17 protein-coding genes and 1 pseudogene are annotated in these 21,481 nt (G+C 61.0%); 11 read left to right on the forward strand and 7 right to left on the reverse strand.

Going from position 1 to position 21,481, the window contains the following annotated elements:
• Positions 1 to 8: 8 nt before the first annotated feature.
• The 4 genes from ACFFAR_RS04055 (at position 9) to ACFFAR_RS04070 (ending at position 3,931) form a co-directional block, all read left to right on the forward strand.
• A complete protein-coding gene (locus ACFFAR_RS04055) occupies positions 9 to 593 on the forward strand; it encodes a sigma-70 family RNA polymerase sigma factor (RefSeq protein WP_174363204.1) in 585 nt (194 codons plus the stop codon).
• Complete coding sequence (locus ACFFAR_RS04060; RefSeq protein WP_061998791.1) at positions 593 to 1,375, forward strand: anti-sigma factor domain-containing protein; 783 nt, start codon at positions 593 to 595, stop codon at positions 1,373 to 1,375. The genes ACFFAR_RS04055 and ACFFAR_RS04060 overlap by 1 nt, the downstream gene beginning before the upstream one ends.
• A 147-nt stretch (positions 1,376 to 1,522) precedes the next feature.
• Positions 1,523 to 2,929, forward strand: a complete 1,407-nt coding sequence (gene argH / locus ACFFAR_RS04065) for an argininosuccinate lyase (RefSeq protein ID WP_062169500.1) — start codon at positions 1,523 to 1,525, stop codon at positions 2,927 to 2,929.
• 60 nt (positions 2,930 to 2,989) lie between these two features.
• Positions 2,990 to 3,931: a bestrophin family ion channel gene (locus ACFFAR_RS04070; RefSeq protein ID WP_174363203.1), complete on the forward strand. Its 942-nt coding sequence runs from the start codon at positions 2,990 to 2,992 to the stop codon at positions 3,929 to 3,931.
• Between the two features lie 59 nt (positions 3,932 to 3,990).
• Here ACFFAR_RS04070 and ACFFAR_RS04075 read toward each other — a convergent pair whose 3' ends face one another.
• From ACFFAR_RS04075 to apbC, 4 genes are all read right to left on the reverse strand, one after another.
• Positions 3,991 to 6,288 carry an arginine/lysine/ornithine decarboxylase gene (locus ACFFAR_RS04075; RefSeq protein ID WP_061998788.1) on the reverse strand — a complete coding sequence of 766 codons (2,298 nt, stop codon included), beginning with the start codon at positions 6,286 to 6,288 and terminating at the stop codon, positions 3,991 to 3,993.
• A gap of 115 nt (positions 6,289 to 6,403) precedes the next feature.
• Positions 6,404 to 6,973: a dCTP deaminase gene (gene dcd, locus ACFFAR_RS04080; RefSeq protein WP_061998787.1), complete on the reverse strand. Its 570-nt coding sequence runs from the start codon at positions 6,971 to 6,973 to the stop codon at positions 6,404 to 6,406.
• A 199-nt stretch (positions 6,974 to 7,172) separates the two neighbouring features.
• On the reverse strand, positions 7,173 to 7,766 hold the full coding sequence (locus ACFFAR_RS04085; RefSeq protein WP_174363202.1) for a superoxide dismutase family protein: 594 nt from the start codon (positions 7,764 to 7,766) through the stop codon (positions 7,173 to 7,175).
• A 120-nt stretch (positions 7,767 to 7,886) separates the two neighbouring features.
• Positions 7,887 to 8,975 (reverse strand): iron-sulfur cluster carrier protein ApbC, encoded by a 1,089-nt coding sequence (apbC, locus tag ACFFAR_RS04090; RefSeq protein WP_174363201.1) that lies wholly within the window; start codon positions 8,973 to 8,975, stop codon positions 7,887 to 7,889.
• 270 nt (positions 8,976 to 9,245) lie between these two features.
• Between apbC and ACFFAR_RS04095 the strand changes: the two genes are divergently transcribed.
• Positions 9,246 to 9,902, forward strand: coding sequence for an OmpA family protein (locus ACFFAR_RS04095; protein WP_375507547.1), 657 nt, complete (start codon positions 9,246 to 9,248; stop codon positions 9,900 to 9,902).
• A 362-nt stretch (positions 9,903 to 10,264) separates the two neighbouring features.
• On the forward strand, positions 10,265 to 12,406 hold the full coding sequence (gene metG / locus ACFFAR_RS04100; RefSeq protein WP_174363785.1) for a methionine--tRNA ligase: 2,142 nt from the start codon (positions 10,265 to 10,267) through the stop codon (positions 12,404 to 12,406).
• A 75-nt stretch (positions 12,407 to 12,481) separates the two neighbouring features.
• Here metG and ACFFAR_RS04105 read toward each other — a convergent pair whose 3' ends face one another.
• Both ACFFAR_RS04105 and ACFFAR_RS04110 read right to left on the reverse strand, forming a co-directional pair.
• On the reverse strand, positions 12,482 to 16,513 hold the full coding sequence (locus ACFFAR_RS04105; protein WP_375507548.1) for a translocation/assembly module TamB domain-containing protein: 4,032 nt from the start codon (positions 16,511 to 16,513) through the stop codon (positions 12,482 to 12,484).
• A gap of 28 nt (positions 16,514 to 16,541) precedes the next feature.
• Entirely contained in the window at positions 16,542 to 18,275 is a 1,734-nt protein-coding gene (locus ACFFAR_RS04110; RefSeq protein ID WP_236873417.1) for an autotransporter assembly complex family protein, read from the reverse strand.
• Between the two features lie 141 nt (positions 18,276 to 18,416).
• On the opposite strand from ACFFAR_RS04110, the gene ACFFAR_RS04115 reads away from it, so the two are divergent.
• From ACFFAR_RS04115 to panD, 5 genes are all read left to right on the forward strand, one after another.
• Positions 18,417 to 18,818, forward strand: a complete 402-nt coding sequence (locus ACFFAR_RS04115; RefSeq protein ID WP_062169490.1) for a hypothetical protein — start codon at positions 18,417 to 18,419, stop codon at positions 18,816 to 18,818.
• A gap of 25 nt (positions 18,819 to 18,843) precedes the next feature.
• Positions 18,844 to 19,032, forward strand: coding sequence for a DUF3460 family protein (locus ACFFAR_RS04120; protein ID WP_172811963.1), 189 nt, complete (start codon positions 18,844 to 18,846; stop codon positions 19,030 to 19,032).
• Between the two features lie 110 nt (positions 19,033 to 19,142).
• On the forward strand, positions 19,143 to 19,928 hold the full coding sequence (locus ACFFAR_RS04125) for a ScpA family protein (protein WP_082778859.1): 786 nt from the start codon (positions 19,143 to 19,145) through the stop codon (positions 19,926 to 19,928).
• 101 nt (positions 19,929 to 20,029) lie between these two features.
• A complete protein-coding gene (gene panC, locus ACFFAR_RS04130; RefSeq protein WP_174364402.1) occupies positions 20,030 to 20,863 on the forward strand; it encodes a pantoate--beta-alanine ligase in 834 nt (277 codons plus the stop codon).
• 11 nt (positions 20,864 to 20,874) lie between these two features.
• Positions 20,875 to 21,261 (forward strand): aspartate 1-decarboxylase, encoded by a 387-nt coding sequence (gene panD, locus ACFFAR_RS04135; RefSeq protein ID WP_174364401.1) that lies wholly within the window; start codon positions 20,875 to 20,877, stop codon positions 21,259 to 21,261.
• 48 nt (positions 21,262 to 21,309) lie between these two features.
• On the opposite strand, the pseudogene ACFFAR_RS04140 reads toward panD, so the two are convergent.
• A pseudogene (locus ACFFAR_RS04140) lies at positions 21,310 to 21,481 on the reverse strand (ParA family protein); the annotation flags it as partial.

Raw genomic sequence — 21,481 nt, forward strand, 5'->3', positions numbered from 1 at the left:
CCGGTCCCATGACGACAATCCTTTCTCACGACCCGACCCCCGACACCCTCGTGCAACTGCTTGACCGTGTTGCCAGCGAAGACGCCGCCGCGTTGCGCGAGCTCTATGATTTAACTTCGTCGAAACTGTTTGGCCTCGCGCTTCGTATATTGGTGAAGCGTGAGTGGGCCGAAGAAGTTTTGCAGGACGCGTTCGTCAATATCTGGCGATACGCGGGCGACTACAAAGCAGGCCTGTCCGCGCCCATGACCTGGATGGCGGCGATCGTCCGCAACCGGGCTCTCGATTATTTGCGGCGGCAGAAAGCCAACGGGGCGAGCGCCGAAACCGAATGGAGCGATGCGTTGGACGATACCTTGCCTGCAAACGAGGCAGATCCCTCCGACCAGATGCTGATGAGCCAGGAAGCACGGCAACTCGCCATCTGCATGGACAGGCTCGAAGCCAATCAGCGTCAGGCAGTGGCGCTTGCATATCTGCGTGACCAGAGCCATAGCGAAGTGGCCGACGTTCTTAAAGTACCGCTCGGCACAGTGAAGTCGTGGATTCGTCGCGGCTTGGAAAAACTAAAGACGTGCCTGGGAGGGCTGTGATGGATCTGCATCGATACGCGGGGCTGGTCGATCAGCTTGCCGCCGAGTACACACTCGGGGTGCTGCGCGGCGGGTCGCGAAGACGCTTCGAGAGTATTTCCCAGCACGATCCGGCCATCCGGCTCGCGGTCGAGACCTGGCGCCTGCGCCTCGCGGCCATGACTGAACTCGGACCGGGCGTCGCGGCACCGCCCGAAATCTGGACGGCTATCGAACGCCGGCTGAATCTCGTGAATGCCCGTCGCGACGCGACTGCGGCGCGTCCGGTTCCGCCAACGCCGGTTGCGCGTCCGAAGCCCGGCTGGTTCGAGAACCTGTCGTTCTGGCGCGGATGGTCGATCGCAGCGACGGCAATTGCCGCGATCGCGCTGGTCGTGTCGATCCGCGAGCTGTCAACCGTTGCTCCGGTGCCCGCGCCTGTGCCTGCTCCGCAAGTGGCGCAGGAACCGCGCATCGGCTATGTGGCGACACTCGCCGACGAAAAGTCCAACGCCCGCATGCTCGTGACGTGGGATGACCGGACGTCGGAAGTGACGGTGCGGCGCCTGAGCGGATCGTCCGATCCCTCCGATAAATCCATGCAGCTCTGGGGTTTGCCGAAGGCAGGACATCCGGTATCGCTCGGCGTGCTGCCGGTCGGCGGAACCGCAAAGTTCAAGGCCGCTTCTGTGAGCGCGTATCCGGTGCTGGCGGTTTCCGTCGAACCGGTTGGCGGATCGCCGAATCCGAATGGTCCGACCGGGCCGGTGGTTTATACGGGTAAGGTCATTCCGGCAGCCTGACAGGGTTGAAGCAGTTTCCATGAGTTGATCCAAAAGGGGCGTCGAAAGGCGTCCCTTTTTCTTTTCACGGCTTTGCAAATGGCTGCAGGTTTGTCATTGCCTGTAAAATCGGCAATTCCGCGTTTTTGTCCTCTTAAGAACATCACTATGACGTCCCAACTGCACAAGAAAGGCGAAGCCTGGTCGGCTCGCTTCAACGAACCAATGTCCGATCTGGTGAAGCGCTATACGTCATCGGTGTTCTTCGACAAGCGTCTCGCACTCGTCGATATCCAGGGCTCGCTTGCGCACGCCGCCATGCTGGCCGCGCAGAAGATCATCGGCGATGCGGATTTCCAGGCCATCCAGAAAGGCATGACGCAGATCCAGGATGAGATCGAGCGCGGCGAATTCGAGTGGAAACTCGACCTTGAAGACGTGCATCTGAATATCGAGGCGCGCTTGACGGCGCTTATCGGCGATGCCGGCAAACGCCTGCACACTGGCCGTTCGCGCAACGACCAGGTCGCCACCGATATCCGTCTCTGGCTGCGTGGCGAGATCGACCGGATCGGCGCGTTGCTGATCGAGCTGCGCCGGGCGCTGATCGATATCGCCGAGCAAAACGCCGAAACCATCATGCCGGGCTTCACGCATTTGCAGGTCGCGCAGCCGGTGACGTTCGGGCATCACTTGCTCGCCTATGTGGAGATGTTCACGCGTGACAGCGAACGCATGATCGATTGCCGCAAGCGCGTGAACCGCTTGCCGCTCGGCGCTGCGGCGCTGGCAGGAACGAGCTATCCGATCGATCGCAACGCCGTTGCGAAGACCCTCGGCTTCGAAGGCATCTGCGCCAATTCGCTCGATGCCGTTTCCGATCGCGATTTCGCCATCGAATTCACGGCGGCTGCTGCGCTGATCATGACGCACGTGTCGCGCTTCTCCGAAGAACTCGTGCTGTGGATGAGCCCACGGGTCGGGTTCATCGATCTGGCGGATCGCTTCTGCACCGGTTCGTCGATCATGCCGCAGAAGAAAAACCCCGACGTACCCGAACTGGCGCGCGGCAAGACGGGACGCGTGAACGGCAATCTGGTGTCGTTGCTGACGCTGATGAAGGGCCAGCCGCTCGCCTACAACAAGGACAATCAGGAAGACAAGGAACCGCTGTTCGATACCGTCGATACCGTTTCGGACACCCTGCGCATCTTCGCTGAGATGGCCTCGGGTATCACGGTCAAGCCGGACGCGATGCGCGCCGCGGCGCTGCAAGGATTTTCGACGGCGACGGATCTGGCGGACTACCTGGTGAAGCGCGGTCTGCCCTTTCGCGATGCACACGAAGCCGTGGCGCTCGCCGTGCGCATCTGCGTGGATCGCGGCTGCGATCTGGCGGACCTCACGCTCGATGAAATGCGCTCGGAGTTGCCGAACGTCGCGCATTTGATCGGTGAAGATGTGTTCGAATATCTGACGCTGGAAGGATCGGTGGCGAGTCGCAATCACGCCGGCGGGACGGCGCCGGAACAGGTTCGGGCTGCGGCGAAGGCGGCTCGGGTGGCGTTGGGGTGAAATAGTCGTCGACGCTGAACGTAGCAAGCAGGCTCTCCACACTTTGCGTCCGACCCGCCCATGATCATCCGCCCCAAACTCAACTGGTTCCGCATGTTGTTCGTCTGGCGTGGGTCCGTGCTGCCGCAACTCCTGCCGCGGCTTGCGCTGATCTTCGTGCTGTCCGTCGCGGCGATCGTGATGCACGACCATATGCGCACCTACCCGGTCGGGCTCGGCACGCCGCCGTTCGCGCTGGTGGGCATTGCGCTCGCGGTATTCCTCGGCTTTCGCAATAGCGCGAGTTATGAGCGCTGGTGGGAAGGCCGCAAACTCTGGGGAGCATTGTCCATTCACGGCCGATCCCTCGCGCGTCAGTCGCTGACCTTGCCGCGCGGCGTCGAGCCCACAGACAGGCATGAGTTCATCGCGGCAATCGGGGCGCTCGGTCACGCGTTGCGACATGAAATGCGCCGCACCGATCCGCTTCCGGATCTCGCCACGCGCCTGACGCCTGCGCTATATCAGCGCACCGTCAAAGCGCAGAATCGATCGACATTGATCCTGCGCTGGCTCGGCGAATGGTCCGCTGCACGCTCACACGAAGGCGCGCTCGATGGCTACGGCACCCTCGCGTTCGAACAGAACCTCAACGAGTTGTCGGGCGTGATCGGCGGCTGCGAGCGGCTTGCATCCACACCTTTGCCCTTCTCGTATTCGGTGATGATCCATCGGACCGTCTATATTTTTTGTGTGCTGCTGCCGTTCGGCCTGGTCGATGGCGCGGGCGTGTTGACGCCTCTGTTCGCGCTGCTGGTGGCGTATGCGTTCATGTCGCTGGAGGCGATTGCGGCGCAGATCGAAGACCCGTTTGGCCTGGAGGAAAACGATCTTGCGCTGAGCGCGCTCTGCGATGCGCTCGAAACCATGCTCCATGACATGACCGCCGATCCCGACTTCAAGCGGCCACCGAAAGGCTTGCCGGAGCCGGGCGTGACGGAGCGCAGGTTTATCGTGACGTAAATGGAAGAAGGCCCGCATCACTCATGCGGGCCTTCTTCATTGCAAGCTACATCTTCGACTTAGCGCTCGAGCGCGACGCAATCGACGAAATACTCGATCCGCCCGTTGATCATCTCACCGACCAACCCGTGGATATCCGTATGGAAGCCCGGGAAACGCTCGTTGAACTCGCGCGCAAAGCGCAGGTAATCCACGATCGTCTTGTTGAAGCGCTCGCCCGGAATCAGCAACGGAATGCCCGGTGGATACGGCGTCAACAGGATGGTCGTCACGCGCCCTTCGAGTTCATCGATAGGCACCCGGTCGATCTCCCGGTGCACCAGCTTCGCATACGCTTCGGACGGCTTCATGGCCGGTTCCATGCTCGACAGATACATCTCGGTGGTCAGCCGCGCGATATCGTTCGCACGATAAACACTGTGGATCTGCTCGCAAAGATCCCGCAAACCCATGCGCTCATACGAAGGATGCTGCGCGATAAAGTCCGGCAGCACGCGCCACAGCGGCTGGTTGTTATCGTAGTCGTCCTTGAACTGTTGCAGTTCGGTGACCATCGAATTCCAGCGGCCCTTCGTAATGCCGATCGTGAACATGATGAAGAACGAATACAACCCGGTCTTCTCCACGATGATCCCGTGCTCCGCCAGATACTTCGTCACAATCGCAGCCGGAATGCCCGACTCGCCGAACTCGCCGTCCACATCGAGTCCCGGCGTGATGATGGTCGCCTTGATCGGATCGAGCATGTTGAAGCCTTCGGCAAGCGCGCCGAAACCGTGCCAGTGATCGTTCGGCTTCAATACCCATTCTTCACGGCTGCCGATACCCTCTTCGGCGAGCGCTTCCGGCCCCCACACCTTGAAGAACCACTCGTCGCCGTATTCGTCGTCGACCTTGCGCATTGCGCGGCGGAAATCGAGCGCTTCAGCAATCGATTCTTCCACCAGCGCCGTGCCGCCCGGCGGTTCCATCATGGCCGCAGCCACGTCGCACGATGCGATGATCGCGTACTGCGGGCTGGTCGACGTGTGCATCAAATATGCTTCGTTGAAGCGGTGTTTGTCGAATGTGCTGTTTTCGGAATCCTGCACCACGATCTGCGATGCCTGCGAGATCCCCGCCAGAAGCTTGTGCGTGGAGTGCGTGGCGAACACGAGCGCGCCCGTACGCGGACGGCCGGCGCCAATGGCATGCATGTCCTGATAGAACTCGTGGAACTCGGCGTGCGGTAGCCACGCTTCGTCGAAGTGAAGCGTGTCGAGCATGTCGCCGAGCAGATCCTTGATCATCTCGACGTTATAGACAATGCCGTCGTACGTGCTTTGCGTGATCGTCAGGATACGCGGCTTCACCTTCGGGTTCTTTGCAAGCGCCTCGCGCGCGAACGGATTCGCTTCGATCTTCTTGCGGATGTTTTCCGGCTTGAACTCGTCGCGCGGAATCGGCCCGATCAGGCCGAAGTGATTGCGCGTGGGCGTCAGGAAGACAGGAATCGCGCCGGTCATGGTGATGGCGTGCAGGATCGACTTGTGGCAATTACGGTCGACCAGCACGATGTCGCCGGGCGCAACCGTCGCGTGCCAGACAATCTTGTTCGATGTCGACGTGCCGTTCGTCACGAAGAACAGATGATCCGCGCTGAAAATGCGCGCCGCGTTTCGTTCCGATGCCGCAATCGGTCCCGTGTGATCAAGCAGTTGACCGAGTTCGTCGACGGCATTGCAGACGTCCGCCCGCAACATGTTCTCGCCGAAGAACTGGTGGAACATCTGGCCAAGCGGATTCTTCAGGAACGCCACGCCGCCCGAGTGTCCCGGGCAGTGCCACGAGTACGAACCCTCTTCGGCGTATTGCACGAGTTCCTTGAAGAACGGCGGTGCGAGCGCATCGAGATAAACCTTCGCCTCGCGGATGATGTGGCGCGCAACGAACTCCGGCGTGTCCTCGAACATGTGAATGAAGCCATGCAGTTCACGCAGGATATCGTTAGGCAGATGCCGTGAAGTGCGCGTTTCGCCGTACAGGAAAATCGGGATGTCCGCATTGCGCCGGCGCACGGCCTGCACAAAGGCGCGCAACGCGACGATCGCGGAGGCCAGTTCCGGCGCATCGCCCTCGGCCAGCACCACGTTGCTGTCCGCATACGGCAGCAACTCGTCGTCATCGATCGACAAGATGAAACACGACGCGCGGCTCGACTGCTGCGCGAACGACGTCAGATCGCCGTAACTCGTCAGCCCGAGCACCTCGACGCCTTCGCGCTCGATCGCCTCGGCGAGCGCACGAATACCGGAACCCGAAATGTTCTCGGAACGAAAATCTTCGTCGATGATGACGACGGGAAAACGAAACTTCATGAGGCGAATCTCCAAATGGAACGACCGCTGACCGAGTTGTGCATGCTCGAGTCCAGCGGTCTTTCAAAAAGCGTTGCAATGACGTTTCTAAACAGCAAAACCTGTGACAGAAACGTCAGGTTTTCGGCAGCGTCACGCCGCTTTGCCCTTGATACTTGCCACCACGGTCAGCGTAGGAAGTCTCGCAGATTTCGTCGCTTTCAAAGAACAGGACTTGCGCCACGCCTTCGTTCGCGTAGATTTTGGCAGGCAAAGGTGTCGTATTCGAGAATTCGAGCGTCACGTAGCCTTCCCATTCGGGTTCGAACGGCGTCACGTTCACAATGATCCCGCAGCGTGCGTAGGTGGACTTGCCCAGGCACACGGTCAGGCAAGAACGCGGAATGCGAAAATATTCGATGGTACGCGCAAGCGCGAACGAGTTCGGCGGAATGATGCAGACGTCGCCCTTGAAGTCGACGAACGATTTCTCATCGAAATTCTTCGGATCGACAATCGTGGAATTGATATTCGTGAAGATCTTGAATTCGTCGGCCACGCGAATGTCGTAGCCGTAGCTCGACGTGCCGTAACTCACGATTTTTCGGCCGTCTTCGGACACACGCACCTGATCGCGCACAAACGGCTCGATCATCTTGTGCTCTTCGGACATGCGCCGGATCCACTTGTCGGACTTGATGCTCATAGGGAACGTACCCAACGAAAGAAGCGGCTCGAGAAAAGCCGCCGTGCCTGAAACGGGGCGTGGCCGGAAGACTGGATTGCATGCAGATGCATGCGGTACTCAGTGGGACCCGCCGGGAAGCGCGTATTTTACTTGATGTGATGGCTCATGCGACGCGACCTGGCCAAGAAGCCGGGTCTGACGTTTCAGGAGCCTGATTTCATTGACGAATCACGCCGCATGCGAGCGCCGGACCGGCGCCGTGCGGGCTGAGCGAATACGAGTCGGATGTATCGCGATGCAGCAGGACCGCGCGCGACAGGACGGAGCGCACGCCGTCGAGGGAAACATCGGGCGCCACGATGAATCCGGTCGCCGAACCATTTGCGTCGGCGCGGATGGTCGCCAGGTCGCCCTCGGGTTTCGATGAGTGGCTGCGTTCGGCTGCGGGAGAGAAGACCGGGCCGCCATCGGATGAGTTCGACACGATGCAGTCGCCGCGCTCATGAATCTGCAGCGCGTGCTCGCTGTTGGGCGCCATGCCTGACAGGTTGTAGGAAACCTGCACCCCATCCGCCCGTTCAATGAACGTGAGCGACCCGCTCGCGCTGCTGCCCGCCGTGGGCTGCAACATGGCGTCGGCGCGTTTCTCATGGTTCTGGAACAAGATGCCGCAGCCGCTGAGCAGCAATGTGCCGGCGGTGAGCGCCAGCCCTGTGGCTGCGCTCGTGCTCCAACGTGCAATCAGGCTCAAGGCCGGGTTTGTCGTGGCAACACGGCTAACCGATCCAGGCCCGTCGAATCTTCGTTTCATGCAATCCTCATGGCGACCCGCGACCACCCCGTGTGCTCACTGGATCACGCCCGTCGAAGGCCACATGATACCGCGACACGCCCGGCGCCCAGAGTCCATGCCGGCAAGCGATTCAGGTCCTCAGGTGTTCTGCACCACGATGCTCGGGAACATCGACGTCATGTCGCGCTGGCGCTCCGCAATCGAAATCGCGACCTTGCGCGCGATCGACCGGTACGCATCGGCGATCTTGCTGTCAGGTTGCGACACCACGGTCGGCTGTCCGGCATCGGTTTTCTCGCGGATGGCAATATCCAGCGGCAGGCTGCCGAGCACCGGCACACCATATTCCTTCGACATCCGTTCACCGCCGCCCGCGCCGAAAATGTGTTCTTCATGGCCGCAATTCGAGCAGATATGCGTGCTCATGTTCTCGACGATCCCGAGGATCGGAATGCCGACCTTCTCGAACATCTTGAGGCCCTTCTTGGCGTCGAGCAGCGCAATGTCCTGCGGCGTGGTCACGATCACAGCGCCGGTCACCGGCACTTTCTGCGACAGCGTCAACTGGATGTCGCCCGTGCCCGGCGGCATATCGACCACCAGGTAATCAAGATCCTTCCAGTTGGTCTGGCGCAGCAGTTGTTCGAGCGCGGAGGTGACCATCGGGCCGCGCCAGACCATCGGGTTGTCCTGCTCGATCAGAAAGCCGATGGAATTCGCCTGGATCCCATGGCCGATGAGCGGGTTCATCGACTGGTTGTCGGGCGATTCGGGGCGGCCGCTGATGCCGAGCATCATGGGCAGCGACGGGCCGTAGATATCGGCGTCCAGCATGCCCACCGACGCGCCTTCCGAAGCCAGCGCCAGCGCAAGGTTGACGGCGGTCGTGCTTTTGCCGACCCCGCCCTTGCCCGACGCCACGGCGATGATGTTCTTGACGTTCGGCAGCAGCTTCACGCCGCGCTGGACGGCGTGCGCCAAGACCTGCGACGAAACGTCCACTTTCACGCCATTTACGCCCGGAACCCTGGCAACAGCTTCGGAGACGAGCGACCGGATTGCACTGAACTGGCTTTTCGCCGGATATCCCAGCACGACGTTGACGCTGACATCGGCGCCATCTATGGTCACATTGCGTATGCTTTTCGCGTCTGCAAAAGAGCGGCTGGTATTGGGATCGATCAGGCCGCCGAGGGCGGCGTCGATCCGGGCGCGATCAAGACTCATCGAGACTCCGTGGGAACGCTTGTTGCGAATAGGGATCGAACACTTTCGCGCACGTGGTATGAAATTTGAAAGGAATTGTTGCACGACATTGCGTGACGGAGGCGTGCACTGCACTATCCCACGCTGCCATGGTCCGGGGACGCATCGTTTTAAGCGGTTGAATCCTTGGCCGTATTGTAGTGGCAGGCGCAACGGCTCGCCGGAAGACCCCACGGGGTGCTCTTCCGTTCGCCGAGGCGATTGCCTTGATTGAATCCTGGAGAAATGACAATGAACACGAAAATGATGACCCGCCTGTCCGTAATCGCAATAGCCGGGGCGCTCGTCGCCGGTTGCGCCTCGCAGCAGGGCAATAACGCCGCCGTCGGCACCGGCATTGGCGCCGCGACCGGCGCGGGTATTGGCGCAATCTTCGGTGGCGGCAAGGGCGCGGCCATCGGCGCGGGCGTTGGTGCGGCGGCTGGCGGGATCACCGGTTACAACTGGCAGGCCATCAAGGGCAAGCTGACGGGCGCAACGAAGGGCACGGGCACGCAAGTGACCGAGCAGCAGGACGGCTCGCTGAAAGTGAACATTCCGAACGCCATTTCCTTCGATACCAACAGCTACGCCATCAAGCCGACGTTCGCGCCGGTGCTCGACCAGGTCACGCAGACGCTGGTGCAACACCCGGAACTGATCGCGCAAGTGGTTGGCCACACGGATAGCACCGGTCAGCCGGCTTACAACCAGACCTTGTCGCAAAATCGCGCACAAAGCGTGACGTCGTATCTCGCGGGTCATGGCGTGGCGGCCCAGCGTCTGGCAGCTTCAGGCATGGGTCAGACCCAGCCTATCGCTGACAACGCCACCGAAGCCGGCCGTGCACAGAATCGTCGCGTTGAAATTTATCTGCGCGCCACGGCTCAGCCGGGACAGGTTCAGTAAGCGGATTGATTTACAAGGGGAATTGACCGTTTTGATGTACGGCCAAGGTTTAATCGGTTCCTGGAAAATATCGAGGGAATCGAAAAATAGTTGAAACTTTGGCCGCACACCGCGTGTCTGTATTAATGGTAGGTGGCTGGCGCCGTGTTGTGCCGCCACATGCCATTCTCCTCTTGTCGTTGTTGCTCCGGGGCCGCTCTATTTGCCCCGGTTTTTTTTCGCCTGGAATTTGCAGGCGGCGGGGACTTCGAGCCCCATGTCCTCCACTTTCCCCCGTCGCAAGCGCCCTATCTGCCTCCTGCTAGAATCGTGGTTCGCTTTTTCACGCATTCACCGAATTTTCAACTGCAGGCAAGCGCCTTATGTCATCGTCAGCACCGTCATCGTCAGCACCGGTTTCCGCGTCCGCCAACCGCCGGGTTCTCGTCACGTCCGCGCTCCCGTACGCGAACGGCCAGATTCACATCGGCCACATGGTTGAATATATCCAGACGGACATCTGGGTCCGGACGCTGCGAATGCACGGTCACGAGGTCTACTACGTTGGCGCCGACGATACCCACGGCACGCCCATCATGCTGCGCGCCGAGCAGGAAGGCATCACGCCGAAACAACTGATCGAGCGCGTCGGCAAGGAACACAAGCGCGATTTCGACAGCTTCGGCATTTCCTTCGACAACTACTACTCCACCGACGCCGAGGAAAACCGCGTCCTGTGCGAATCCATCTACAAGTCGCTGCAGGAAGCCGGTTTGATCGATGCACGGGATATCGAGCAAGCCTACGATCCGGTCAAGGAAATGTTCCTGCCGGACCGCTTCATCAAGGGTGAATGCCCGAAGTGCGGTGCGAAGGACCAATACGGCGATAACTGCGAAGTCTGCGGCTCGACGTACCAGCCGCTCGACCTGATCAACCCGTATTCGGTCGTGTCGGGCGCGACGCCGGTGCGCAAGACCTCGACGCACTACTTTTTCCGCCTGTCCGACCCGCGTTGCGAAGACTTTCTGCGCGGCTGGGTCAGCGGTCTCGCGCAACCCGAAGCCACGAACAAGATGCGCGAATGGCTCGGCGAGAAAGGCGAAGCCAAGCTCGCGGACTGGGACATCTCGCGCGATTCACCGTATTTCGGCTTTGAGATTCCGGGCGCGCCGGGCAAATATTTCTATGTGTGGGTAGACGCGCCCGTCGGCTATTACGCGAGCTTCAAGAATCTGGCGGACGCTCGCGGACTCGATTTCGAAGAATGGATCCGGCCGGGATCGAAGACGGAGCAGTATCACTTTATCGGCAAGGACATCCTGTATTTTCATACGCTGTTCTGGCCGGCCATGCTGCAGTTTTCCGGCCACCGCACGCCGACGAACGTGTTCGCCCACGGCTTTCTCACCGTCGATGGCGCGAAGATGTCGAAGTCGCGCGGCACGTTCATCACGGCAAAAAGCGTGATCGATACCGGCATCAATCCGGAATGGCTGCGCTATTACTTCGCCGCGAAGCTGAACCACACAATGGAAGACATCGACTTGAACCTCGATGATTTCCAGGCGCGTGTGAACAGCGATCTGGTCGGCAAGTACGTGAACATTGCAAGCCGCGCGGCGGGGTTCCTGATCAAGCGTTTCGAAGGCCGTGTGCAGGACAGTGCAATGAACCACTCGTTGCTGCTGCAATTGCGGGCGGCGGTTCCGCAAATCGCGGCGCTGTACGAGGCGCGCGAATATGGCCGCGCGCTGCGCACGACCATGGATCTCGCCGATACAGTCAACGCTTACGTCGATACCTCCAAGCCCTGGGATCTGGCGAAGGACCCGGCGAATGCAGCCGCGTTGCACGAAACCTGCAGCGTGAGCCTGGAAGCGTTCAGGCTGTTGTCGCTGGCGTTGAAGCCCGTGTTGCCGTTGCTGGCGGAATCAGTGGAAGCGTTCCTCGGCATCAAGCCGCTGGTTTGGGCGGATGTCTCGGCGCCGCTCAGCTCGGCGCAGCCGATCAACACGTACAAGCACCTGATGACGCGCGTCGATCCGAAGCAGATCGAGGCGTTGATTGCAGCGAACCGCGAGTCCATTGCGCCGGGGCAAGCTGCGGTGGTCGCTGCGCCGGCTGCAGCATCGAACTCGGCTTCGAAGAAAGCCGCAAAGGAAAAAGCGCCGGAAGCAGAAGGCACGATTTCCATCGATGACTTCGCGAAAATCGACCTGCGTATTGCGAAGATCGTGGATTGCACGGCGGTGGAAGGTTCGGACAAGCTGTTGCAACTGACGCTGGACGTGGGCGAAGAGAAAACGCGCAATGTGTTTTCAGGCATCAAGTCGGCGTATCAGCCGCAGGATTTGATCGGCAAGTTCACGGTGATGGTCGCGAATCTCGCGCCGCGCAAGATGAAGTTCGGCTTGTCGGAAGGCATGGTTCTGGCGGCATCGTCCGACGACGAAAAGGCTGAACCGGGCTTGTATATCCTCGAACCGCATAGCGGCGCGAAGCCGGGAATGCGCGTGAAGTAAAGCTGAGTCAAACGCCGGGATAAGCGCAAAGACACGAGCCGTTCCAACGCAAGTTGAACGGCTCTTTTTTCATCTTCATTTTTCCGACGGCCCGTTCCTGCGCGCCCACGAATCAAAGCGTCGCGTATAGAGCAGATCGAGACCCTGGAACGTGCCGCCGTAAGCGGAAACGGACCAGAAACGCGACAGGTTCAGCGTCATCTTGATGGCGTTGCTTGCCGACTGCAGGCCCTGCTCGTAACCCAGCACGAGCCGTTCGTTGATCGCCTTCGACAACATCACGACTTGCGGATCGGTCAACCCGACCTCGCTCGTACCGATGGAAAATTCATCAAGCCCGAAGGTCTGCGCGATCCGCTTGCCGCTTGCGCTTCCAAGCAATGCCAGCGCGTTCGTCATTGCACTTTGCTGACCCACGTTGTTGCCCTGATCCGTGCCATGCCCGAACAGCAGCCACGACAACTTTTCGTTGTCCGGCACGTTCGGCTCGGAGATCAGCTTGGCGTTGGGCGCCTGGACCGTGCCCGTCACCTGCACGCCCGCTTCGATTTCCTGATTGCGGCGCATCGCGAGAATGTTGATGCCGGGATTCGCGACCGGGCCATTGAAGGTGAAGAATCCGTTCTCGATGCCGAGTTTCCGGCCGAACGCAGTGTATGTGGAACCCGGCGTCACCCGGACGTTGCCGACCGCACGCAACGGCATGTTCGGGGCGCTCATCGCGGTAATGGTTCCGGCAAGACCCAGGTCGGCGCCCGCGCCGCGGAACCGGAATTTCTGGCCAAGGTTGATATCGATATTCGCACGCGGCGCAAACGGGCCCACCGGTTTGTCGCCGGTCGCAACCACGGCTTGGTCTTCGCCTTTCACCGTGCCGTCCGGACGCACGATCACGACATCGTCGCCAAGCGATGGCGCCGATTGCTCGGGCAGATCGAAGAGCGCGTGATCGACGGTGAACTTGCCATCGATATTCATGCCACCCTTCAACCCCGCATTCGCTACCGACGCGCTGCCCGACAATTGCAGCTGCCGGTCCGGCGACGCAAACAGCTCAAGCTTGTCCGCAATGATGCTTGCCGTCAGGTCCGGCTGATCCTGATCGAGCCGCACCTTGCCGGTCGCGCGCAACGTGCCGCTGGACCCGTGGAACTCGACCTGCTGCAGATCGACGAGGTTCTCGGAAAGCGCGATCCGGATCACGCCGTCCTTCAACTGCACGCCCTGGTCGATGACCGTCACCGACAAGCCATCGCCCGTCAGCATGCCCGACACCGTCGGCTTGGCGACGATCCCCGCGATAGTCAGCTTGAGCCCGAGGCGCCCATCGAGCAGATACGCCGGGCCGATCAATCCGCCCGTTGTCCGCAGCGTAGGCACGTTGGCTTCAATGCCGCCGCTCACCGGCGCTTCGTCGGCCACGGTCAACGTGCCGTCGCGTGAAACCAGCGTTGTGTGGACGTTGGCATCGATCACGCCGATCCGCGACGCCTGCGCATGCAACGTCGCGTTGAGCCGGTTGCCGCCGGTGAAATCGGCTCGCGCGGCGATGTCCGTAATGCCGAGCGCGGCGACGCCACGGGCGGCATCGATAGACACATCCCCGCCGCGCCGCTTCACTTGCACGTAGCCTGTCGCGGTGGCGCCGAGCGCGAAGTTCCAGTCGCCGTCGAAGACGAGATCGGTCTTGATGGGCGGCGGACCGCCCATCAACTCCTGGCGTATCTCCAGCATTCGCAGAACGGACAGGTTGGTGAGCGACCCAACGGAACTGATGCGCCCGCTGTCGAACGCGAAAGACTTCAGGTCGAGCACGGCGCCTTCCGCCGACAACCGCGTCGCGCCGAGCACAACATGATTCGGGGCGTAGCTCACGGTCAGCGGTGCGTCGAGATTCAGGTTCGGCGTGCCTTTGTTCGATAAACGCGTGACCGTGCCGTCCCAATGCGCGCCGTCGCGAGCGTCGGTCAGGCGGCCGTTGGCAGCAAGCGTCAGGTTGACCGCGTTGCCGTGCAACTTGCCGACGGCGGTTGCGCTGAGCGTGTGATTGGCGCGCGTGCCGTTCAGGTCGGCATCGAGGCTGGAAAGATCGACGCCGTCAGTGCTGACATCGCGTGCCTTCAACGTAAAGACCAGCGCGCCGTTCGCGCCGTCGCGCGCTTCGGCCCGTCCTTCTGCGTGACCCACGCGGTTCGCGCCGAACACCACGCTGTCGGCCTGATAATTCGCGGCCACGTTCGGATGCGCGAAGGAACCGGTGAGATCGCCGTCCGCCTTCACGAGACCCGCCAAACCGAAGCCCAGCCGCTCGAGTTGCGGGGCATCGATACGAAACCGCAAGCGGTCACTCGGCGCGCCGAAACTGCCGTTCAGATCGACGTTGTTTCCCGCGATGGAAAGCGTCGCGTTGCTCGGCAAGATGCGCGTTCCCACAACCTGAATCGTGCCCGCGCCGGTGAGCGGCAGGTTGTCGTAGACGCTTTCGCCGAGCTTGAATTGCGCTTTGGTGGTGAGCGTCGGCGCGAGCACGCCGGTTGCGGAAAGCGTGCCGTTGACACGCGCTTCAATGGTTCGTGGCTTGACGGCAGGCTTTTTGGCGCCCTTCGCTGGCGGCGGCGTTGCAAGCAACTGGTCGGACAGCAACAACGGATTGAAATCGACAATCTTTGCCTTCACGTCGTAGCTCGAATGCACGTCTTTCTTGAGCGCGCCGCTCAGCTCGATGTGCCCCTTCCCCACGCTTACCTTCACGGCATCGAAGGCGGTCTGCTTGGCATCGAGCGTGATCTTGCCTTGTGCACGCAAAGCCGCCTTGGTGTCGCTCAGATCGAGCGTGATGATCTGCGTATCGCCGGCAAGCTTGATGCCAATGGGTCCGCCAAATTGCGTCGGCCGGATGGTCGATTCGATCTGACTCAGGTCGAGCTTCGCCACTTTCAGGTCGAACTCGCCCTTGCCGTCTTTGAGGGCTCCGCTACCCGTGAGCGTTGCTTCCTTCAAGAGCCGCACGTTCAAGCCCGAAATGGTTTGCTCGGAAGCGTCGAGCTTCACATTCGCATGGGCGTCGATCAAGGGGATCAGTTTCTTGTCCACCGAACCCGGCTTCGCGTTCACAATGGAAACCGGCCCCGTCACCACCAGCGCGTCGGGCGCAGCCGGATCGGGCTTCACTTCAGCGCGCAACGCCAGATCCGCAAACGGCGCGCTCGCGCTGAACGCCTGCGGATTCACATGATCCACCGTGACGAGCGCACGCTTGAGCGGCACCACGCCAAACGGCTCGGCCTCCACATGCGCATTGCCCTTCAGCTTCATGCCGCTTGCATCGATATCCGCCGTCAGGTTCTCAAGCGATCCCGTCAGGCGCGCGGCGACCTGCACGGTTTCGTCGCTCACCTTGCCCGAATATCCGACGTCTCCCGTCAATGGAAACGGACGCGCGCCGCCATCGAGTTTCAACGCCGCAGTGACGGCGCCAAAGGGGGTATCGAGACGCTGGACGGTGGCCGCGTGATGGCGGCCATCGCTGTGACCCGACAACGCGAGGCGCGAAAACTCTGTCGTCGTGGCGCCGTCATGCAGACGCAGTTTGTCGAGCGTGACGTCGCTGATCACGAGCTGGATCGGCAGGCGAAGATCCCTCGGCAACTCGATCGGGCCACTGCTTTTCGGCGATGGCGCGATCCGGGCGTCGACCGTTCCCACATGCAAATAATCGATGGTGAAACGCAACGGCGCGCGCGTCAGCGCCCATTGGCCGGAGACGCTGTCCACGGCGACATCCGTACCGTCGGTGCCTTTCCAGCGAACGTTGCGAAGCCGCAAGCCGGTCGAGATCGCGCCGCCGTCGAGCGTGCCGCTCAAACGCCCGCCCAGCAGCGACGTCGCCGCCTGCCAGACATAACGCGTCCCGCGCTCGCTGTTCAGGGCATACAGGATCGTCGCGACACCAAGCGCCATGCACAGCACCAGCACGAGAACGATGCCGCCCAGCCATTTGGCGAAACGCCGCCCGCCGCCGCGCTTGCCCGGGACCGGCGCGCCCTCCCCCCGGCCCTCCGAGGGATCCGGTTGTTCTGCGGGCGACCGGCCGTTCTGTTCCGTCATGCGCGAAAAAACACGTTATGCAAACTCATCAAAAGGCGATCCCGAGCGTCAGGTACGGACGGATATCCCGGTTCTTGAAACCATACGCAATGTCCACGTTCACGGGGCCGACCGGGCTGCGCCAGCGCACGCCCACGCCCGCGCCCGGTTCGAACACGCGCTCGCTCCAGGTGTCGGCGGCCGCGCCTATATCGAAAAACGTCGCGCCGCCCCAGTCATGTGAAAACCAGTGCTGATACTCCGCGCTTCCCGTCATCAGGTACTTGACCGGGAGCACCGAGCCGTCGACGTCATGACCAATGCTTTGATAGCCATAACCTCGTACCGAATTCGCACCACCCGCACGAAACAGCAGCGACGCCGGAACTCCGCTCGAGCCGCCCGCGGTGAACACCCCGCCGAATTCAGCGCGGAATACGAACAAGTCGTTCTTGCCGAGCGGCAGGTACTGCAGCAGGTTCGTGTACACGCGGCCGAAAGTCTGGTCGGTGAGAAGGCCTTTGACAGCAAAGTCGGCCTCGGCACGAATCAGGTTGCCCGAGCGGGGAAACAGCGGATCGTCCACGTTACGGCGCACCCATTGCCACGAAGGTACCAGCGCGCGACTTGTTGTAGGCGGTCCGACGTTCTGCGTCAGCCGATCGGCATAGAAAAGCAGCGAATAGGTGGTGTCGATGTTCTGCAGCGAGCGCGAGCGCTGCACGCCGGCACGCGCGCTGTAGATGCGCGTATCGGACACATTGGTGTTCGTGTACGACGCCAGCACGCTATTGACCCACGCCCGGCTGCCCGGCGGCATGGCGAGCTGGACCTGTCCGTATTGCTGCGTCTGGTCGATACGACCCGACACCGTGAACGGATAAGCCTTTCCAAAGGTATCCAGATAGCTGTAGGCGCCCTGGATGTGCGGCCCGGTATCGGTCGCGTAACCCACGCCGTAGCGCACGCTGTTGTACGGGTACTCGCTGACCTTCAGGTGCATCGGCGTTTCGACGGGCTTGGTCACGTCGTTATCGGCGTCGACGGCAACCGAGGCGTAATACGGCGTGTTCTGCAACTGGCGCTGCAATTCGTTCACGCGGGCGACGTCGTAGATATCGCCTTCGTGGATCGGGTTGACGTTGTGGATGATCTGCTCGGGATAACGCCGCACGCCTGAAACGTCGAGCTTGCCGAAGGTGAAGGTCGGGCCGCTATCGAACGTGACGGACAAATCCACGATATGCGTGCGCGGATTCACCCTCGCCTTCGATTGCGAAATTTTCGCGCCCAGATAACGCCGCGACTGGAGCGCTTTCAGCGACGCGTTCTTTGCGTCGTCCCACGCGCCTTGCGAGAACGGATCGCCCTCATGGACTGAAAAGGCGAAACGCGCGGTGTTTTCCTGCGCGCGATCCTCTTCCGTGATCGCGCCCTTGAAGGTGAGCGAAACGGACGCGACCTTGGTTTGCGGACCGGGATCGACCGAAATGGTCACCGAGCGTTTGTCGCCTTCATGTTTGACGTCGGTGCGCACGACGGGCGTGAAATAGCCGTCGGTGGCGACGAGATCGCGCACTTCCTGCGGCGTAGCCGTGACCAGGAAGTCGAATTGTTCGTCGCTGATGTCGTCGCGCTTCTTGAATCGCGACAGATCCAGATGGTCTTTCAGGAGCGACCGGATGCTGCGTGGCGCATCGATATCCACGTCATATTTGGCGTGCGCGGGCACGGCGAAGGCGCAAAGCGCCAGCGCGTGGAGCGACCAGACGGCGCGCCGCACGATTGAGGACGCACGAAAAGGCGCTTTCGACGATGCAACCAGCGGCGTTTCCAGCCGCCGATGCTCGGCTTGCCCGCGCTTGAAGCGCAGCGGATCAAACAGGCGCCCCGCCAAACGTGACCTCCAGGTTGAATAAAGACAATGAACAAGCTCGGGCCGGACGAGAGGTCGATCCGGCAGGCGCTATTTCACCACATCGGCAGCGCCGGCTGTCCCAAAAACGGCCGTTCGGGCGGGTTCGAATTTCTTGGCGCCACCCGCCGCTCAGGCGCGCAGAACAAGCGTCTGGCGCAGCCTGAAAATACAGAAAGTGCGGCTTGGACGGCGCGTGAGCGTGCTTGTTCCGCAGTTTTGCAATTAATGACAGCGTTTCCAATAAACCCTCGCAAGCTCATGATCCCGGCCATTTCTATAGACCGAATGACCAACGCACGCTGTTTCCCCCGGTTTCCGCGCCGTGCCCTGACGCTTGCGGTAAAATTGCGCTTGTTCCCGGCGGCGTTTCAAATTTTTCGCTTTTCGCAGCGCCGCGCCCGTTTCTGAATCGCTCTGATCCAACGGAAGTCGAATCATGTACCAGTCGGACATCACCCAATTCATCAACAAGCTGAAAGAGCAAAAGCCGTCGCTGGAAGACGAACAGCGCAAGGGCCGCGCGCTCCTGTGGGACAAGCAGCCGGTCGACCTCGACGAACGCGCGAAGCTCAAGACATCGCGCGTCGAGCAAACGTCCTACGTCTATTACCAGAACTTCTGAACGTGAGTTCCGCGCGCGACGCGCAGCACGCTGCGGATCATTCGGGAACGGCCAAGGACGACCGCGCCGCCGCGCTCGCCGCGCCCGCGACCGATTCCACGCCAAATACCATCGACGGCGTAGCGTTCGCGCACTTGTACGGCGAGCCGCTCTGGAAGCTGCCAACGGATCTGTATATCCCGCCGGACGCGCTCGAGATATTTCTCGAGGCGTTCGAAGGTCCGCTCGACTTGTTGCTGTACCTGATCCGCAAGCAGAACTTCAACGTCCTCGACATCCCGATGGCGGATGTGACGCGCCAGTATCTTGGTTATGTCGACCAGATCCGCGAATCGAACCTGGAGCTCGCGGCGGAATATCTGCTGATGGCGGCCATGCTGATCGAGATCAAGTCGCGCATGCTGCTGCCGGTGAAAAAGGCGGATACCGGCGAAGAAGCCGAAGATCCGCGCGCCGAACTCGTGCGGCGCCTGCTCGAATACGAGCAGATGAAGCTTGCAGCGCAGCGCCTCGATCACATCCCGCAGCTTGGCCGGGACTTCCTGCGCGCCGAAGTCTACGTTGAACAAAGCTCGGCGCAGCGCTTCCCCGACGTCGATGTCAACGACCTGCGCGCAGCCTGGGCCGACGTCATCAAACGCGCAAGGTTGGTCGAGCACCACAAGATCTCGCGCGAAGAGTTGTCGGTGCGAGAACACATGAGCGTGATCCTGCGGCGTCTGCAAAACGCCCGTTTCATGGAATTCGGCGATCTCTTCGATCCCACGCGCGGCATACCCGTCGTGATCGTGAACTTCATCGCCATGCTGGAGTTGTCGCGCGAATCGCTGATCGAGATTACCCAGGCCGAACCGTATGCGCCCATCTACGTGAGACTCGCGTATTCACCGGCTTGAGCGTGAATGCCGTCTATTTGTCGCGATCTTGCACAACCCTTTCCTTTTCCCCCTCGGCGCCGCCTATTTTTTCGCGCAGCCCGCAAGGAGTCACCCGCTAGATGAAAGTCATTAGCTCGATCCATGAACTGCGCGATCAGTTGCGCGGCCAGAACCGAACCGCCTTCGTCCCGACCATGGGTAATCTGCACGAAGGCCATCTTTCGCTGATGCGCCTCGCGCGCCAGCACGGCGATCCGGTCGTCGCCAGTATCTTCGTGAACCGGCTGCAGTTCGGGCCGAACGAAGATTTCGAGAAATATCCGCGCACGCTGCAGGACGATATAGAGAAGCTTCAGTCCGAGAATGTGTATGTGCTGTTCGCGCCGACCGAAGCGGACTTGTACCCGGAGCCGCAGCAATATCGCGTGCATCCGCCGACCAATCTGGGCGACATCCTCGAGGGCGAGTTCCGTCCCGGGTTCTTCCAGGGCGTGTGCACGGTCGTGATGAAGCTGATGTCGTGCGTGCAGCCGCGCGTGGCCGTGTTCGGCAAGAAGGATTACCAGCAGTTGATGATCGTGCGGCAGATGTGCCATCAATTCGCGCTGCCGACCGAGATCGTCGCCGCCGAAACCGTGCGCGACGCCGACGGTCTTGCGCTCAGTTCGCGCAATCGCTTTCTGGCAGCAGCCGAGCGCGCCGAAGCGCCGGTGCTGGCGCAAGCCCTGAATCGCGTGCGCGACGCCGTGCTTTCGGGCAACCGCGACTTTGCATCGATAGAAAAAGAAGCTGTGGAATCGCTTGCTCAGCGCGGCTGGCAGCCGGATTACATCGCAGTGAGAAAGCGCGTCAACCTGCTGCCGCCCGGTCCCGGCGACACCGCCGCGCCGCTCGTGGTGCTGGCTGCAGCCAAGCTCGGCACGACGCGGCTGATCGACAATCTGGAAGTCTGAACGAGGAACGCATGCAGCGAACGCTGTTGAAATCGAAGATCCACCGCGCAACGGTGACGCATTGCGAATTGCATTACGAAGGCTCGTGCGCAATCGACGAAAACCTTCTGGAAGCGGCAAATCTGCTCGAGAACGAGCAGATCGATATCTGGAACGTGAACAACGGGGAACGGCTGACCACTTACGCCATCAAGGGCGAGCGCGGCAGCGGCATGATTTCGCTGAATGGTTCGGCGGCGCGGCGCGCGCAATTGGGCGACCTCGTGATCATCGCGGCGTTCGCGCTGGTTGACGAAGCCGAACTGAAAGCGGGCTGGAAGCCGGACCTGGTTTTCGTCGATGAAAAGAACCGGATCAAGGGAAACCGCGATCACGTTCCGACGCAAAGCTGGACGTAAAAAACGCCGGTGGCCTTGAAAAGCCACCGGCGTTTTTCATGGTGATCCCTACTTCTTCGATACCCACTCGATAATCGGCTGCCACTGCTCGAGATCCTTCTCCACCCGGCTTCGCGCCACATCCCAGATGGTCAGGCCGTGCGCGGCGGCCTGCACGTAGTTTTGCGTGTCGCGCAGATATCCGAGCACCGGCAGATCGAGCCCCTCCACGAACCGGTGC

The organism is uncultured Caballeronia sp. (genome assembly GCF_964243625.1).
Taxonomy (GTDB): Bacteria; Pseudomonadota; Gammaproteobacteria; order Burkholderiales; family Burkholderiaceae; genus Caballeronia.

Coding starts and splice junctions, on each gene's coding strand:
- ACFFAR_RS04055 (WP_174363204.1), top strand. CDS start 9: ATGACGACAATCCTTTCTCACGACCCGACCCCCGACACCCTCGTGCAA.
- ACFFAR_RS04060 (WP_061998791.1), top strand. CDS start 593: ATGGATCTGCATCGATACGCGGGGCTGGTCGATCAGCTTGCCGCCGAG.
- argH (WP_062169500.1), top strand. CDS start 1,523: ATGACGTCCCAACTGCACAAGAAAGGCGAAGCCTGGTCGGCTCGCTTC.
- ACFFAR_RS04070 (WP_174363203.1), top strand. CDS start 2,990: ATGATCATCCGCCCCAAACTCAACTGGTTCCGCATGTTGTTCGTCTGG.
- ACFFAR_RS04075 (WP_061998788.1), bottom strand. CDS start 6,288: ATGAAGTTTCGTTTTCCCGTCGTCATCATCGACGAAGATTTTCGTTCC.
- dcd (WP_061998787.1), bottom strand. CDS start 6,973: ATGAGCATCAAGTCCGACAAGTGGATCCGGCGCATGTCCGAAGAGCAC.
- ACFFAR_RS04085 (WP_174363202.1), bottom strand. CDS start 7,766: ATGAAACGAAGATTCGACGGGCCTGGATCGGTTAGCCGTGTTGCCACG.
- apbC (WP_174363201.1), bottom strand. CDS start 8,975: ATGAGTCTTGATCGCGCCCGGATCGACGCCGCCCTCGGCGGCCTGATC.
- ACFFAR_RS04095 (WP_375507547.1), top strand. CDS start 9,246: ATGAACACGAAAATGATGACCCGCCTGTCCGTAATCGCAATAGCCGGG.
- metG (WP_174363785.1), top strand. CDS start 10,265: ATGTCATCGTCAGCACCGTCATCGTCAGCACCGGTTTCCGCGTCCGCC.
- ACFFAR_RS04105 (WP_375507548.1), bottom strand. CDS start 16,513: ATGACGGAACAGAACGGCCGGTCGCCCGCAGAACAACCGGATCCCTCG.
- ACFFAR_RS04115 (WP_062169490.1), top strand. CDS start 18,417: ATGAACAAGCTCGGGCCGGACGAGAGGTCGATCCGGCAGGCGCTATTT.
- panC (WP_174364402.1), top strand. CDS start 20,030: ATGAAAGTCATTAGCTCGATCCATGAACTGCGCGATCAGTTGCGCGGC.
- panD (WP_174364401.1), top strand. CDS start 20,875: ATGCAGCGAACGCTGTTGAAATCGAAGATCCACCGCGCAACGGTGACG.